16 protein-coding genes are annotated in these 16195 nt (G+C 65.8%); 9 read left to right on the plus strand and 7 right to left on the minus strand.

All coding sequences use genetic code 11. The features are described 5' to 3' along the window. Nucleotides 1-2 precede the first annotated feature (2 nt). From H7I41_RS28125 to H7I41_RS28160, 8 genes are all read left to right on the plus strand, one after another. The gene (locus tag H7I41_RS28125; RefSeq protein ID WP_264015937.1) at nt 3-278 is read left to right on the plus strand and encodes a WXG100 family type VII secretion target; all 276 of its coding nucleotides are present in this window, start codon (nt 3-5) and stop codon (nt 276-278) included. Nucleotides 279-280: 2 nt separating this feature from the next. Next, nucleotides 281-3553, plus strand: a complete 3273-nt coding sequence (locus H7I41_RS30370; RefSeq protein WP_264015938.1) for a glycohydrolase toxin TNT-related protein — start codon at nt 281-283, stop codon at nt 3551-3553. Then, nucleotides 3543-4205 (plus strand): hypothetical protein, encoded by a 663-nt coding sequence (locus H7I41_RS28135; protein WP_264015939.1) that lies wholly within the window; start codon nt 3543-3545, stop codon nt 4203-4205. The genes H7I41_RS30370 and H7I41_RS28135 overlap by 11 nt, the downstream gene beginning before the upstream one ends. Before the next feature lie 29 nt (nt 4206-4234). Beyond that, nucleotides 4235-4540 (plus strand): hypothetical protein, encoded by a 306-nt coding sequence (locus H7I41_RS28140; protein ID WP_372503816.1) that lies wholly within the window; start codon nt 4235-4237, stop codon nt 4538-4540. Nucleotides 4541-5028: 488 nt separating this feature from the next. Next, on the plus strand, nt 5029-6315 hold the full coding sequence (locus H7I41_RS28145) for an SPFH domain-containing protein (protein WP_264015940.1): 1287 nt from the start codon (nt 5029-5031) through the stop codon (nt 6313-6315). Nucleotides 6316-6337: 22 nt separating this feature from the next. Continuing rightward, nucleotides 6338-6592: a hypothetical protein gene (locus tag H7I41_RS28150; RefSeq protein WP_264015941.1), complete on the plus strand. Its 255-nt coding sequence runs from the start codon at nt 6338-6340 to the stop codon at nt 6590-6592. A 64-nt stretch (nt 6593-6656) separates the two neighbouring features. After that, a complete protein-coding gene (locus tag H7I41_RS28155) occupies nt 6657-7217 on the plus strand; it encodes an Rv1363c family protein (RefSeq protein ID WP_264015942.1) in 561 nt (186 codons plus the stop codon). After that, the gene (locus H7I41_RS28160; RefSeq protein WP_264015943.1) at nt 7214-7774 is read left to right on the plus strand and encodes a hypothetical protein; all 561 of its coding nucleotides are present in this window, start codon (nt 7214-7216) and stop codon (nt 7772-7774) included. Before H7I41_RS28155 ends, H7I41_RS28160 begins: the two co-directional genes overlap by 4 nt. Here H7I41_RS28160 and H7I41_RS28165 read toward each other — a convergent pair. From H7I41_RS28165 to H7I41_RS28195, 7 genes are all read right to left on the minus strand, one after another. Next, the gene (locus tag H7I41_RS28165; RefSeq protein WP_264015944.1) at nt 7734-9035 is read right to left on the minus strand and encodes a lipase family protein; all 1302 of its coding nucleotides are present in this window, start codon (nt 9033-9035) and stop codon (nt 7734-7736) included. The two genes, H7I41_RS28160 and H7I41_RS28165, sit on opposite strands and share 41 nt — an antisense overlap. 188 nt (nt 9036-9223) lie before the next feature. Next, nucleotides 9224-10684 (minus strand): adenosylhomocysteinase, encoded by a 1461-nt coding sequence (ahcY, locus tag H7I41_RS28170; protein ID WP_264015945.1) that lies wholly within the window; start codon nt 10682-10684, stop codon nt 9224-9226. A 78-nt stretch (nt 10685-10762) separates the two neighbouring features. Next, on the minus strand, nt 10763-11395 hold the full coding sequence (alkX, locus tag H7I41_RS28175; RefSeq protein WP_264015946.1) for a TetR family transcriptional regulator AlkX: 633 nt from the start codon (nt 11393-11395) through the stop codon (nt 10763-10765). 17 nt (nt 11396-11412) lie between these two features. Next, a complete protein-coding gene (locus H7I41_RS28180) occupies nt 11413-11595 on the minus strand; it encodes a rubredoxin (protein WP_264015947.1) in 183 nt (60 codons plus the stop codon). Then, on the minus strand, nt 11592-11765 hold the full coding sequence (locus H7I41_RS28185) for a rubredoxin (protein ID WP_264015948.1): 174 nt from the start codon (nt 11763-11765) through the stop codon (nt 11592-11594). Before H7I41_RS28185 ends, H7I41_RS28180 begins: the two co-directional genes overlap by 4 nt. Continuing rightward, nucleotides 11762-13000: an alkane 1-monooxygenase gene (locus tag H7I41_RS28190; protein WP_264015949.1), complete on the minus strand. Its 1239-nt coding sequence runs from the start codon at nt 12998-13000 to the stop codon at nt 11762-11764. Before H7I41_RS28190 ends, H7I41_RS28185 begins: the two co-directional genes overlap by 4 nt. A gap of 279 nt (nt 13001-13279) precedes the next feature. Continuing rightward, nucleotides 13280-14749: an amino acid permease gene (locus H7I41_RS28195; protein ID WP_264015950.1), complete on the minus strand. Its 1470-nt coding sequence runs from the start codon at nt 14747-14749 to the stop codon at nt 13280-13282. A 75-nt stretch (nt 14750-14824) separates the two neighbouring features. Between H7I41_RS28195 and H7I41_RS28200 the strand changes: the two genes are divergently transcribed. Beyond that, entirely contained in the window at nt 14825-16186 is a 1362-nt protein-coding gene (locus H7I41_RS28200) for an FAD-dependent oxidoreductase (RefSeq protein ID WP_264015951.1), read from the plus strand. Nucleotides 16187-16195: the final 9 nt, after the last annotated feature.

Here is a 16195-nt window from a genome sequence, read left to right on the forward strand (position 1 = left end):
TTGTGGCGGACCTCGGGCAGCTGAGAGCGGCCGCCATGCACATGGCCAGCTTCGGGAACGAAGTCACCGAGTGCCTTGATGACATCGACCGGGCCATGGCCGCGTTGCGGGCGACCTGGCATGGGGAGGCGTCGGAGGCTCAGGCTGAGGCCCAGCGGATGTGGACCGAAGGCGCCAAACAGATGCAAGAGGCGTTGACGCAGTTGCAGAAAGTCGTGGACACGGCGCGTTCCAATTACGCCGATGCAGTGGCCAACAACAGTGAGATGTGGCCGTAGCAGTGCCCTCAGAAAGCGGCCACTCGCAAGGTGTCGGAGACATCCGCATCGAGGTGGATCCCGAGGCGCTGATCCGTGCGGGTCAACGACTGGGGCTGCTCGGCACGCAGTTGGACGTGTTGATGGATGTGCTCCGCCCGCTGCTGTCGAGCGGCATTGCGTCCGGTCTCGATCCGGCCGGATTCAACTTCGGGCTGGAATACGGCGATAGAGCAAAGGAATTCGCGGAGGCGCTGGCCAAGGGCGCGAACGCGTTCAAGTTTGTGGGCCACAAGCTGAAGGCGTCGGGACACAACTACAAGAACGCCGACGCCTCGTCGACCGTAGGCGGATCGGGACCCGCCGGCGGAGTAGGCGACGCGCCCGGCGAGACGGCGCCTGCCGATACGACCATCGGCCCGAGCTTGGCCGTGGTGTTTCCCCCGGCCAAATGGTGGGTGGTCGCGCCATTCGTGGGCCTGGCGCTGACATGGCCAACGGGGAACCCGGCGATGTTGCGCGTCACCGCCGAGCAGTGGCGCAATCTCGCCAAAGGCTTCTCGGTCTTCGAAGGCGAGGTGCACGGGGTCAAGACCACCGTGTCCGCGCAGAAAATCCCTGAGGGCGAGAAAATAGGTGCAGCGCTCGACAAACTGGGCAGAGCGGCAACGGGTTTGGCCACCTTGGCCTCGCAGCTGGGAACCTTGGTAAGCGATTTCGCGGACAGCGTGCAGGAAACGCAGGACGCCATTCGCCGACTGCTCGACAGGCTGCTGTCGGTCAACGGCTTCATCGACACGGTGACCGGCATCTTCACCGGCGAAGCAGAAGAAATCATCAAGGAGGTCGCGCGCGACGTCCAAAGCGTGCTCGAGAATTTCGTCGACCAGGTTCGCGGTATCGCCGGCCTTCTGGGGGAATTCACCGAATTACTCACCGAGGTCACCGAAGCATTCCAGAGCTTGGCCGACAAGACGTTGCGAGAGTCGCTCGGCGACCAGGTAGGTGGCGCACTCTCGGATTTCATCAAAATTCATACCGACCTTTCGCTCGGCGTGACGACGGGTCTGGTCAACACGGTGGCTGGAACCGTGTCAATGGCCGATCCTGCGGTGTGGCAGGGCATGGCTCAAACAGCCTGGTCGGTCATTCAGGATCCCACGAAAGCCGATGACGTGGCCCTCGCGTCACTGAAGGAATTCGTCGCCTACGACAAGCTGACCGGCGACAATCCGGCGCGCGGCATCGGCGAAGCCGGGTTCAACGTCGCGTCGTTGTTCTTGCCTCCCGGCGGAGCGGCCTCGAAGACCGGCACCGTGGCCCGGGGCATCGATGCGGCCCGCCGACAGTTCGGTGATTCGGGTTCGCCTTCTTTCGATGACCTGCCGGGCGCGGGACCCCAGGGACTGGGGGGTCTCGAAGACCTCACCGGGGGCGGATCCCGGGTGCCCGACGTTCCTGAGGTCCGACCGGGAGGAATCCCCGACTCGGTGATCGGTCCGGTGCCACCCAACGGTATCGACGCGCCCCCGGCGAGCCCGCGGGGAGTTGAAGCGCCGGCCGCGCCGCCTGATCCGCCGTCGCCGACGGGTGCGCCCGGTGGCCGCGAGGGTCACGGGGATGGCGGTGGCAGCGGTCCCCCGCCGCCACCAGATCCGCCGGAGCGCACGCCAGGTCCGTCGGACGCCGGTCCGGGACGGGCAGACGGCCCGCCGTCGCAGTCACCGGCATCGCCGGGGCCGGGGTCTGCCGACGCGCCGGCCGCGCCCAACCATGCGCCGTCCCCGGATGACCCGACGCCGCCGGCGACTCCGCAGGCACCCGAATCCTCGGGTCCAACGGGCCAATCGCAGGCAGATCCGTCGCCGTCCGACACGGGTTCACCGACCGGCCATACGCCGGCGGCTGCGGATGCTCCCGCCGGCGGGCACGCGCCTGAACAACACGGGGGTGGCACGGGCGTAGGCGAGAATCCGGCGCATCAGCCAGGGGGCAACGACGCGCCGAGAGAGGGCCATCGGCCTGGCTCCGACGAGCACACCGCGCGACCCGATGAGCGCACGCACACGCCCGCCGAGCAGCACCCGGCCAATCCGCCTGCGGTAGAACAGCCGAGCGGTCATGAACGCGCTGCAGCGGAGGGTAACCAGACTCGAGAGCCGGCGCATGCAGCCGGTGAGAGCGACGCGGAGCGGCACGAGCCTGCGGGAATGATGCCGGTCGGGATGGGCGGATTCGGCACGCCCATGGCGTCACACGGGTCTGGGTCGTCACCGGGTGCCGCCGAAGGGTCGCCCGCGGCTCCCAAGGCGGCGACGTCGGATGCATCCACGCGCAACTTGGACGGGACAGGCCCGCGCGCCGCAACACCAGAAAGCCCTCGGGCACAACAGCCTGGCGCCGCGGGGCCGGGCGCTGGAAAGAGCTCGCCAGCTCCGATTGAGTCAGTACCGATGCACGTTGCGTCGCGTCCAGATAGTCCACTGCCGCATCAAGGAGACGAGAAGCACAGCCCGCCTCCGGACGACAGTGAGGCCGATAGTCCGCCGGCATCGCGACCGGAGGCTGACAACGCACCGGCCGATCGGCCCGATCACACCTCGAACCCTGAATCGAATGACTCGGCTGCCAGCAGTCGCGAAGGGCACAGCGCCGAAGGTAATGATGTTCCCCGTCACGTCGAATTGTTGTCGCGTGAACTCGCGGACATGCGGCCGTGGGATCGTGAGCGAGTCGACCGAGCGATCACACCCGGGCGACTATTCCATGACCTGATCGAAAGCGGCTGCCCGGAAGCCATCGCAGCATCGGCGATTCGTAGTCCGTATGCGGGCATGACCGCACACCAGCTGCTCGAAAAGTTCTGGGATGCAGACAAGCACACGTGGAAGTGGCCACCGCACGACGGCTTCAAGGACGGCATATGGAGTGTCACCGATCGTATCCCAACGAATATCCGCTTGGACCGTATCGGGCTCGTTACCGAGCGCACGGGGGACTTCATGGGGGTGGAAGGAGACTCGTACCCCTCGCGCGGGCTCGCTCCCGGCACGTCGGGCGATTACAACGTGTTCCGTGGGACCGGGGCTACCCTGCCACCGGGATGGGAGGTCCGTTACGGAGAAGTGGCCGATGTCTTTGATCAGCCCGGCGGTGGCACACAATGGGTGGTCGTTGACGAGTACGGCAAGACGGTCCTGATCGACACCCTGATTGAGGAAGAGCTTATTGTGCCGGTCTCGGGCCCATACTACGAGAACTGGATGCGCAATCGAGAGGCTGCCAATGGTCACTGATACCCCTCGTGCGCAGAATGATCCGGATTTCGTCAACATCGCCGCGCATCTCGACAATTGGAGATCTGTACAACGCAGGCTGGCGCTGGACGTCTTCGACGAGCCCGACTGGGAGAACGGCCGCCTGTACTTTCGCAACGGCTACCGGCAGGGCGTCGAGACCTGGAAGCACTGGAAGGAACGGGGCGATTGGGCGGCGTATGTCATTGAAGCCACAACTCGCGGATACACGAACGTGCTCTTCTCCTCGAAGGGGGAACGCGACGCGCACCGGTTCGAGCGAGTAGAAGCCGCTTTCACGCGGCCTATTGACGCAGGCAAGTTCGTACTGGCGCGAGTTGGCAGCACACTTCGCGTGTCTATGGGGCTCGATTCGCTGTCGGTGCGCTGGAGGCGTCAAGGGAACGATCCGCGAATGCGAACGGATCCTCCGAGCGCCGACCAACTCAATTACATGCTCCAGATATGCGCTGGCATCCAACCGGGACTGCTCGAACAGCATTTGCTTCGATACTCACTGGCCGACCGCACCGAGTTCCACGCCTTGCCGTTACCGTCACAGGCTCCGATGATGAATGTTCTTCCGCTGACGTTCGATGAACTAGAAGCCCTCCTTCTGGAGGGTCTACCGCCGAAATATGAAGATCGCTGAGCCGATCGGATGTGCGCAGCAGTTCCTCGATGTCAGGACACTCCATCCGATCGGTTCAAGGAGACCGGACATTGTTATTTGACGACGCTCACCACTTCAAGGAGGACCGTTTCGCGCTTGGCGTGGAGGCGAACTCCGGTCGCTACTACGCTTCCATACCGGTCAGTAACGGATTGGTCGACTATGAGGAGCACTACGAACTGACGGCGGAACAGTATCGGACCTTCTCTCTCGACCCCTGCGCCGCAGTCGACTTCGTCGAGGCTTGCCGCCGGCACGATCACGACGAACTTCTGATGCAGCAGCCGGGAATGAATAGAGGCACTCCTATCTAAGGCACCATCACTTCACGAAACGGCATTATCGTGCTCCGCGCATGCGCTGGACCCGGGAATGAAGGAGGGAGTCGCGGATGGACAACCAACGACACGGCATCCGGGCCTCCGGCGAGTATGCGACTTACGACGGCCGCGAGTACTTCGCGCACAGCTTCGGCGATCGAGTGCGCCTCCTCTCCGACGACGACCCGCTCCCCCCGGGCTTCACCCCGTCCACGAAGAGTTGGGTCCGAGCCGAGACCATCGTTCAGAGGACGGACGTCGCTCGACTGGAAACGATCAGGACCGTCGCCCGATGGTGCGGGTATCGGTTCGAAGTCGGGATCATCACCGGTGACACCGCCAACGTCACGTATCTCGGCGTACGATTCGACGAGGTCTCCGGGATCCCCGGAATGTACCGCCCCGACAAGTTCGAGGTCATCGGCGAGGTACCCGTTGCCGAGCTGACCGACGTCGAAGAGCATGTGGCACTGCGGGGCTCGGTGTCCGACATCGCAGCCGCACTGTGGGCGAGGATGCGCAAAGGCGACGGGTTGACGGTTCCGTACCACCGCAGATGGGAGGTCGGCGGCTGCGAACCGACCCGAAGTCTCAGGGGGTATCCCTACGACGGTGTGCAGGTACTCGCGACAGGGCTCAAAGACCTCGAACGGCCCATGTTCGCTGCGCGCGATCGGATCATCGTCGAGAACTGGGCGAGACACTGCTGGGTGGCGATCGACCGAAGCACACGGGGAGAAGGTCCGCCCGAGGCATACCTCGTCGGCATGGAAGACGAAGGCACCGGACGCTATGTCGGCAACGCCGCAGAAGTGGTGATCGAGATGGTCCGGGAAGCGTTGGGGCAGAGCCCGAGGACGCAACCGGCTGAAGACGACATTCAGATCGGGTTCCCGGGCCTTCACAACACCACGACCACCTATGTCGGCAGCTGGCAGTGGAACGTGCTTGGCGAAGTGAGCCATGAGAACTTGGCCCAACGCGCCGCGCGCGCGACGCTGCGGGCGATCGACGCCAAGAAGACCGCGGACGAACAGGAACTCCTGGCCGTGCGTGCCGATTTCGCCGCGGAGGTAGAACAGACCGTCGGTTCAGCCCTGTCGGAAAGGGGTCTCGTGCTCGACGAGATGTTCGACGGGCTCGACGACGGAGCAAGCGGGCGCCCGCTGTCGATCGTCTACTACCGAGGTAGCGACTGCAGACTGCAGATCTACCGGTCGTCGCGCGAGGGTGAGACGAACTGCATGATCGCACCGCTGCACGCACCCAACGAATACGGGCTGCGCAGCAGATCGAAGTTGTGGCAATTCCTGGGTCGGTTCGTGGCGCGCCCGGAGCTTCCTCTCGAAGAGTCGGTGCGCGCGGCTCGACGGGAGGGCGACAGTCACGAGACGCCGCTGCACTGGGTGCGATGGATCATCGAGAAGCACTTCGATGCCGCGCGCGCGGGCATGCTCGAAAGTTCAGACGCGAATCCCGGTGTCCCGACGGTCAATGCGAGCGAGGCGATCACGCTGTATCTCGAGCACTACCCCGGCCGCAACGATGCCGAGTTCTTGGCGCGCTACGGCGCCGACCACACACCGGCGGCCGAACAGCTCGTACGGGAGCTCCTCGCCGAAGCGATGACCGTGCAACCCGACTGGACCCGCATGTCGTTGAACGACGCCGGCGACCACGTGCAGAGTGTCATGCACGAGCGCCACCCCGAGCTGTCGGCCGAGGCTCTGGCGAGCATCGGCAATTACTACACGTATCTGATGCGATGAGGCGGATAGAGGAAGCGCAGACGTGGATCTGACCGAGTTGGCGCAAGCGCTGACCGACATCGGCATCGCCCCGACGACGGTGGCGCTCGGCGGCCGCGCGGACTACACCTGGTGCGTCGATCAGTCACCCGAAGACGGCACCTGGGAGGTGTACTGGTACGAACGGGGAAACAAGAATCACCTGGTTCGGTTGACCACTGAATCGCAGGCATGTTTTCAGCTGCTGGGACGCCTGGCTTACAGTCAGCTACTCGCAGGCACCATCGGCCGATCGTGAGCCGCGCATCCGCCCCCAATACGTGAGTTTCGATGCCCCGCAGCGGCGGTAGATTCACTGCATCATGACCACACCGCCGACGCACCCGGGCCACTGGGGCCATCCCCCACCGGGAAAGCGGCGCGGACCCGCCGTGCTGTTCTTCACACTGCCGGTCGTCCTCGGCATCGTCCTGATCGTGGCGATCACGTTCGCCGGCCTACAGCGACGGGAGATCAATCCGGTCGCGATCAAGGCGCCGGTCGCCGAAGCCGACTGGAAACCCTATGTGGACGCCGGTGAGACGGTCGCGGAGAACCTCACGACGATCGACTACCGGACGGCCGATCGCGATGTACGGCGGGTCCTCGACAGCTCGACCGGACCGTTTCACGCCGATTTCGCCAAGCGTTCCCGCGAGTTCGTCGACACCGTCCGCACGTCGGAGTCGGTGAGCACCGGCACGGTCAACGGCGCGGGTATCGAATCGCTGGACGCCGACGGCGCACGGGTGCTCGTCGCGGTCACCGTCGAAACGGTGACCAAGGACAGCGCCGGTGCCGCCCCGAGGTCGTGGCGGCTGCGGATCACCGTCGTCGAGTCCGATTCCATCTTGAAAGCGTCCGACGTGGAGTTCGTGTCGTGACCGCGACCGGCGCCCGCATCGCCTGGTGGACGGTCAATGTCGTGCTGATCCTCGGAATCGCTGCGGCGACGGCCGTCGGCCTGTGGCTGAGCGGCCGTGACATCACGCCGAGCCGGCCGAATAGCCAGACCGAGAGTATGGAGCGAGTTCAGCAGCACGTGAAGAAGGTGGTCCCAAAGCTGCTCTCCTACACGCCTCAATCCGTCGCCGGCCTGGCGGAGACCGTCGACCCGCTGCTGACCGGCGACTTCAAGGACGAATACCGGGAGCTCCTCGAGACAGCGGTCGTGCCGCAGGCACAGCAACAGCGGATCACCACCGACGCCGAAGTCGTCGGCGTCGCGGTCGAATCGCTCAACGCCGACGTGGCGGAACTGCTCGTGTTCATCGATCAGGAATCCAGCACGCTCGACGATCCGCAGCCGGACACCGACGAGTCCGCTGTCCAGATGGTCCTGCGAAAAGTGCAGGGGCAGTGGTTGATCAGCTCGTTCAAACCCGTGCGAGCCGCCGCCGTTAGATCCGTCCGCAGTTCGGCGCCGTCGGAACGCCCTTGAACCGGTCCGCGATCCACTGCATGGCCGGCTCCCCGTCGACCAGCATCGGCAACGCATGGTTGATCACCGCCTTGTTCAGGAACGGCGGCTGCTCGTTCGTGCGCGCCTCGATGTCGGCGCCCTGGGCACACCAGTCCCTGCCGAGTTGCATCGCCGGCGCCCACGGCACCAGCGGGTCGAATCTGTTGGCGTTGATCAGCACCGGCGCGTTGGGCTTCGTCTTTCCCAGCTTCTGTTCCTCGAACAGCGACTTGAACGGTTCCTGGCTGACGAGCGTGTTCATGTCCTGATTGAAGTACGGCTGGAGGTGCCGGAACATGAACTTCGAGATCGTCTCCGCGATGCACTGGTCCTGCACCTTGAACAGCATGTCGGCGCCGCGCGGGGTCAGCGTCGCGCGGATCGCCGCCTCGTGCTCGGGATAGGCCGTCATCACCGAGTTCAGCGCGTATCCGACGACACCGACGAGCATGCTGCCGTCGGCGAACGGGAAGAGCGCCTTCAGGTCTGCGGGCGGCGCACCGGCATAGGTGCCCTTGACGTCCAGTTCGGGCGCGTACAGCTCGGCCATCTCGGCCGCGGACGCCGCCGCCCCACCGCCCTGGGAGTATCCCCAGAACGCGAGCGGGCCGTCCGGCGCCAGCGACGTGCCGGGCAGCCGCTTGGCGGCGCGGGCGGCGTCGAGCATCGCGTGGCCCTGCGACACCCGGCTCACGTAGGTGTGCAGCCCCGGGGTGCCGAGGCCCTCGTAGTCGGTCATGACGATCGCGAACCCGCGGGCCACCATCGTCGCGACGAACAACTCCTCGTAGTTGAACGCCAGGTCGAGATAGGGCGACCAGTGGATGCCCTGGTTGAACTGCCGTGACGGCGCACACTGGTCACCCTGACCCTGGGTGCCGGGGCCGTAGACGATCAACGGCCGTGGTCCGCCGAACGGCCACGGGTTGTGCGGCTCGAAGTAGGTGCCGGTGACGACGTTCGGGTTTCCGCGAGCGTCGGTGCTGCGGTACATGATTCGCGTGCCGTTGGCCATGATCATGCCGAGCTGGCCGGACGGCTCGAGCACCAGCCGCGACGGCTCCGAGCGCACCACGTCGCCCGGCTGGCCCGGCGGCAGCGGATCCGGCGGGGTGTAGAACGCCTGGTACTCGTCCTCGTTGAAGTACGGGTGGTGGTCGTCGATGGTCGGGTCGTCGGCGAACGCCGTCGCCGATCCGGCCATGACGAAAAAGCTGACAACTGTAACGACGACGCGCATCCCCCGACCCACGGCGCGAACGTTAACAGTTCGATAACGACGGCGGGCGGTTTGGCTCCCGATTGACGTATCCGGCTATCCGCCGGTCGATTTGATCACGAGCCAGAGGGCCACAGAAACGCCGAACGTGCGCCCACGGCGAGAAAACATGTGAATTCTCGCTGTGAGCGCACGTTCGGCGCGAAAACTCAGTAGCGGTAGTGCTCCGGCTTGTACGGGCCCTCGACGTCGACGCCGATGTACTCCGCCTGCTCCTTGGTGAGCTTGGTCAGCGAGCCGCCGAGTGCCTCGACGTGGATCTTTGCGACCTTCTCGTCGAGATGCTTGGCAAGGCGGTAGACCTCGTTGTCGTACTCGTCGTTCTTGGTCCACAGCTCGATCTGCGCGATGACCTGATTGGAGAAGCTGTTGCTCATCACGAACGAGGGGTGACCGGTCGCGTTGCCCAGGTTCAGCAGGCGACCCTCCGACAGCACGATGATCGAATGGCCGTCGGGGAAGATGAACTCGTCGACCTGCGGCTTGATGTTGATCCGCCGGATGTCCTTGTCACGCTCGAGGCGGGCCATCTCGATCTCGTCGTCGAAGTGACCGATGTTGCCGAGGATCGCCTGGTGCTTCATCGACCGCATGTGCTCGAGGGTGATGATGCCCTGGTTGCCGGTCGCGGTGATGATGATGTCGGCCCAGCCGACGGCCTCTTCGACGGTCTTGACCTCGAAGCCGTCCATCAGCGCCTGCAGGGCGTTGATCGGGTCGATCTCGGTGACGGCCACCCGCGCGCCCTGGGCCTTGAGCGCCTCGGCGCAGCCCTTGCCGACGTCGCCATAGCCGCACACCAGCGCGGCCTTGCCGCCGATCAGCACGTCGGTGCCGCGGTTGATGCCGTCGATCAGCGAGTGCCGGGTGCCGTACTTGTTGTCGAACTTGCTCTTGGTGACCGAGTCGTTGACGTTGATCGCCGGGAACGTCAGGTCACCCGCGGCGGCGAACTGGTACAGCCGCAGCACGCCGGTGGTGGTCTCCTCGGTGACACCCTGGACCGATTCGGAGATCTTGGTCCATTTGCCCTTGTCGGTCTCGAAGCGGTTGCGCAACAGGTTCAGGAAGACCTTGTACTCGTCGGACGCGTCCTCCTCATCGGGCGGAACGACGCCGGCCTTCTCGAACTGTGCACCGCGCAGCACGAGCATGGTGGCGTCACCGCCGTCGTCGAGGATCATGTTCGCCGGTTCGCCCGGCCAGGTGAGCATCTGCTCGGCGGCCCACCAGTACTCCTCGAGCGTCTCACCCTTCCACGCGAACACCGGGACACCCTTGGGCTCCTCGGGCGTGCCGTGCGGGCCGACGACGGTCGCCGCCGCCGCGTGATCCTGGGTGGAGAAGATGTTGCAGGACGCCCACCGGACCTCGGCGCCGAGCGCCACCAGCGTCTCGATCAGGACGGCGGTCTGGATCGTCATGTGCAGCGAACCGGAGACCCGGGCGCCCTTGAGCGGCTGGACGTCGTGGTACTCGCGCCGCAGCGCCATCAAGCCCGGCATCTCGTGCTCTGCCAGCCGAATCTCCTTGCGGCCGAACTCGGCCAGGGACAGGTCGGCAACCTTGAAATCGATGCCGTTGAGGCTGTCAGCCTTCAACTCAGTCATATGCATTCCTTTACGTGCGCGCGCGTGAGGCCATTTAGTTAGCCTGGTTACACAGTAGTCGGCGCGGTCGGAGCGCCGCTAATTCTGCTCGATGACACCGTATCGTTCGGCAAACGGCGTCATCAGCCGGGCCAGGTCACCGGCCACATCGTGGTCGGCCTCCGGCGGCATCGAGACATAACTCATCGCCAGCCGGACGATCGCACGGGCCAGCACGCCGGCGTCCTCGTCGCTCGCCCTGACCCAGCTGTGGGCGAAGGTGTCGGTCAGCCGGTCGGAGCACCGGGTGATGATCGGCCCGCTGTCGGTGGTGATGATCTGCAGCAGGTCGGGCTTGGTCTCCCCCGACAGCAGCGAGATCACCAGCGGGTCGGCGGCCGACTCGGCGAAGAACGCGCGGAACCCCTGCAGGAAGGCGGCGTGCACATCGCCGACATTGCCCTCGATGGCCTCGTCGACGGCGTCGACCAGGCGGTCCGCCAGCCGCAGCGCGTAGTTCTGCGCCAGGCCGTGACGTGAGCCGAATTCGTTGTAGATGGTCTGCCTGCTGATGCCGGCGGCCTTGGCGACGTCCGAGAGCGTGATCGCCGACCAATCCCGGGTCGTCAGCATGTCGCGCATCCCGTCCAGGATCGAATCGCGCAGCAGCACCCTCGACGCCTCGGCGTACGGGATGCGCTGCGCGCTTCGACGGTCGCGCGGGCTTGTCACACGCGCGAGGGTAGCGGTCAAGACCGCGCAACCTCCACCATCTCGAAGTCCGACTTGGCCGCGCCGCAGTCCGGGCAGCTCCAGTCGTCGGGGATGTCGTCCCAGCGGGTGCCCGGTGCGATGCCGTCCTCAGGCCAGCCCTTCTCCTCGTCGTACTCGAATCCGCACTGCACACAGACGAACAATTTGTAGTCACTCATCGAGTTGCTCCCATCTCTTCGAAGTCGACCTTCTCGCGCACCGCGCAATCGGGGCAGCACCAGTCGTCGGGGACCTGGTCCCACTGGGTGCCGGCCGGGAACCCCTCACGTGGGGCACCCGTGGTCTCGTCGTACACGTAGTCACAGCCGGGGCAGCGGTAGGCGGTCATCGGGAGACCTCCGCCACCGCCCCGTACCGCGCCAGCATCTTGTCGCGCAGCCGCGGATGCAGGTTCACCCGGGTGATGTCGCCGTCGTAGTGGTCCAGCACCCGATGGTCCATCACCTTGCGCCACAGCGGCGGGAAGTAGGTCAGCGCGATCATCGACGCGTAGCCACTCGGCAGATTCGGCGCGCCGTCGATACTGCGCAGCGTCTGGTAGCGGCGCGTGGGGTTGGCGTGGTGATCGCTGTGTCGCTGCAGGTGGTAGAGGAACAGGTTGGTGACGATGTGGTCGGAGTTCCAGCTGTGCGCGGGTGCGCACCGCTCGTAGCGGCCGCTGGCCGTCTTCTGCCGCAGCAGGCCGTAGTGCTCGAGGTAGTTCACCGTCTCCAGCAGCGTGAAGCCGAAGACGGCCTGGATCACGAGGTACGGGATCAGCGCCACGCCGAACACCGCGATCAGCACGCCGAAGAGCAGCACGGTCATCGCCCACGCGTTGAGCACGTCGTTGCCCGGGTAGGTCCTCGGGTCCCAGGGGCTGCGTCCGTTGCGTCGCAGGCGCTGGGCCTCGATCTGCCACGACGACCGCAGGCTGCCCCACACGCTGCGCGGCAGGAACTCCCAGAACGTCTCGCCGAAGCGTGCCGACGCCGGGTCCTCCGGGGTGGCGACGCGGACGTGGTGGCCGCGGTTGTGCTCGATGTAGAAGTGGCCGTATCCGGTCTGGGCCAGCGTGATCTTGCTGAGCCAGCGCTCGAGTGAGTCCTTCTTGTGCCCCATCTCGTGCGCAGTGTTGATGCCCACCCCTCCGAGCACCCCCACCGACAGCGCGAGCCCGATCTTGGCCGGCCAGCCCAGGCCGCCCTCGAAGCCCAGCCAGCTCAGGTCCGACGCGGTGAACAGGTAGGCGCCGAAGATCACGCTGGCGTACTGGAACGGCAGGTAGATGTAGGTGCAGTAGCGGTAGTACCGGTCGTTCTCCAGCCGCTCCATCACCTCGTCGGGCGGATTCTGGCCGTCGGGGCCGAACTTCAGGTCGAGCGCCGGCAGCAGCACGTAGAGCAGGATCGGGCCGATCCAGAACGGCACCAGGGCCGCGGTGTGCCAACCGAGGTCGTTGAGCGCCCAGACGATCGGCAGCATCACGAACAGGGCGGTCGGCGCGATCAGCCCCATCAGCCACAGGTACCGCTTCCTGTCCCGCCACTGATCAGCGGTGATGTCTGAGATTTCGGTCGTCATCGAACAGCCTCCTCGGTGATCGGGATCACGTCTTGAGTTGACTATACGACGCGATTTGTCCGCTGTCTAGACACAGACGGCTGTTTTGTAAACGCAGTCGCCGCCGAGTTCCACACGAGGGTCGTCAGGAGTAGGCGATCGCAGCCCACACGTAGAACTCGCGGGAAAGCTGGTCGTCACCAGCCCACCCTCGCCGAGTTCCACAACAGGGTCGTCAGGAGCATGCGATCGCAGCCCGCAGGTAGAACTCGCGAGGCAAGAGTGAGACCCTCAGCGGGCTTACTCGACTGCAGAGGCCTCGCGGCGCCCGAGCACGGAGTGCCTGCGGCCGTAGACGAAGTAGATGACCACACCGATGGCCATCCAGATCAGGAAGCGGATCCAGGTCAGGCCGGTCAGGTTGAGCATCAGCCAGACGCAGGCCGCGATGGCTGCGATCGGCAGCAGCGGCACCAGCGGCGCCCGGAACCCGCGCTCGAGGTCGGGACGGGTCTTCCGCAGCACGATCACGCCGGCGGACACCAAGACGAACGCGAACAGCGTGCCGATGTTGACCATCTCTTCGAGCTTGTCGATCGGGAACACCGACGCCGCGACGGCCACCAGGGCGCCGACGATCAGCGTGATGCGCACCGGCGTGCCATGCTCCCCGGTCTTGGCCAGCTGGCGGGGCATCAGCCCGTCGCGGGACATCGCGAACAGCACCCGCGTCTGGCCCAGCATCAGCACGATGACGACGGTCGTCAGGCCGGCCAGGGCGCCGATCGAGATCACCGTCGCGGCCCACTCCACCCCGTTCGCGGAGAACGCCGTCGCCAGGTTCGCCTTCTCCCCCGCGTCGCGCAGCACCGTGTACGAGACCATGCCCGACAGCACGATGGCGACCGCGACATAGAGCACCGTGACGATCGCCAGCGACCCGAGGATGCCGCGCGGCACGTCGCGCTGCGGGTTCTTGGTCTCCTCGGCGGTGGTGGCGACGATGTCGAATCCGATGAAGGCGAAGAACACGATCGAGGCGCCGGCGAGCAGGCCGTACCACCCGTAGCTGCTGCCCTCGGCGCCGGTGATCAAGGAGAACAGGGACTGCTCGGCGCCGCTGCCACCCTCGGCCGCCTCGGCCGGCGGAATGAACGGCGAGTAGTTGCTCATATTGATGTAGCCGGCGCCGACGATCACCACGAGCAGCACGACCGCGACCTTGATCACGGTGATGACCAGGCTGACGCCGGCCGAGAGCTTGGTGCCGCGCGCGAGCAGCAGCGTCACGAACGCGATGATCAACAACGCGCCCCAGTCCACCTTGAGGCCGCCGACCTCGGCGATGCCGCCGCCGAAGTTGAACACCGTCCCCAGGTAGCTCGACCAGCCCTTGGCCACCACGGCCGCTGCGACGGCGAACTCCAGGATCAGATCCCAGCCGATGATCCACGCGACGAACTCACCGAACGTCGCATAGGAGAACGTGTAGGCACTGCCCGCCACGGGCACGGTCGAGGCGAACTCGGCGTAGCACAGGGCCGCGAGCCCGCAGGCGATCGCGGCCAAGATGAACGAGATCGAGATGGCCGGACCGGTCAGGTTGCCCGCGGTGGACGCGGTGATGGTGAAGATCCCCGCGCCGATCACCACGGATACGCCGAACACGGTGAGGTCCCACCACGTCAGATCCTTGCGCAATCGGGTGCTCGGTTCGTCGGTGTCGGCGATCGACTGCTCCACGGATTTGGTGCGCCATCTGCCGGTCATGACGAATTCCTTTCGGATCCGGTGCGGGACAGATTCTCGCCCGGGTGTGCGAAATCTACCGGCTACTGTGACCCGATGGGGCGGAGTACTAAACACGCAATCGTCATCGGGGGGAGCATCGCCGGGCTGTGTGCCGCGCGGGTGCTCTCCGACTTCTACGAGCACGTGACCATCTTCGAGCGCGACGAGTTGCCCGACGGTCCGGCCAACCGCGCCGCCGTCCCCCAGGGCCGGCACGTGCACCTGCTGATGGCCCGCGGGGCCGCCGAGTTCGAGAGCCACTTCCCCGGCCTGCTCGACGACATGGTCGCCGCCGGCGTGCCCATCCTGGAGAACCGGCCCGACTGCATCCACTTCGGTGCGGCCGGTCATGTGCTCGGCACCCAGCACACCCTGCAGGACGAGTTCACCGCGTACGTGCCGAGCCGGCCACAGCTGGAATGGCAGATCCGCCGGCGGGTGAACGCGATACCCAACGTCGAGATCATCCGCCGGTTGGTGTCCGAACCGACGTTCGACGCCGCCGCCCAGCGCGTCACCGGGGTGCTGCTCGACGACGGCGAAGCGGTGTCCGCGGACCTCGTCGTCGACGCCACCGGCCGCGGAACCCGGTTGCCGGTGTGGCTCGCGCAGTGGGGTTTCGAGCGTCCCCGCGAGGACACCGTCGACGTCGGCATCGGCTACGCCAGCCAGCGGGTGCAGGTGCCCGACGGCCTGCTGGCCGAGAAGGTCGTGGTGGCGGGCGCGTCGGACGGTCTGCCGCTCGGTGTGGGCATGCTGTTCTACGAGGACGGCCTGTGGAACGTCACCACCTTCGGCGTCGGCAAAGTGGATCCGCCGAAGGACTTCGACGGGATGTGCGCGCTCGCCGACGAAATCCTGCCCTCGCACGTCGCCGCCGCGCTGCGGGCCGGGAAACCCGTCGGCGAGATGGCGTTCCACAAGTATCCGACGAGCCGGTGGCGCCGCTTCGACAAGCTCGACCGCTTCCCGGCCGGGATCGTGCCGTTCGGCGATGCCGTGGTCAGCTTCAATCCCACCTACGGCCAAGGCATGACGATGACGTCGCTGCAGGCCGGTCACCTGCGCCGGGCGCTGGAGAACCCCGGTGAGAGCCTGGCCCGCACGCTGAGCAAGGCCACCGCGAAGTCGACCTACCCGGTGTGGCAGATGAACGCGGTCGGTGACCTGACGCTGCACCGGGCCAGCGGCCCGATGCCGTGGTGGTACTCGCCGGTGGGCGGGCTGTTCGACCAGTTCCTCGGCGCCGCGGAGACCGATCCCGTGCTGGCCGAATGGTTCCTGCGACGGTTCAGCCTGCTCGACAGCCTCTGGATGGTGCCTTCGCCGCGGCTCGTGGGCCGCACGATCAAGCACAACATGAAACTGTGGCTGGCCGAGCGGCGCGCCGCGCGCGAACCCGTCCCGGTCGCCTGAGCGGGAACG

Source organism: [Mycobacterium] manitobense (assembly GCF_025821665.1).
GTDB lineage: Bacteria > Actinomycetota > Actinomycetes > Mycobacteriales > Mycobacteriaceae > Mycobacterium > Mycobacterium arseniciresistens.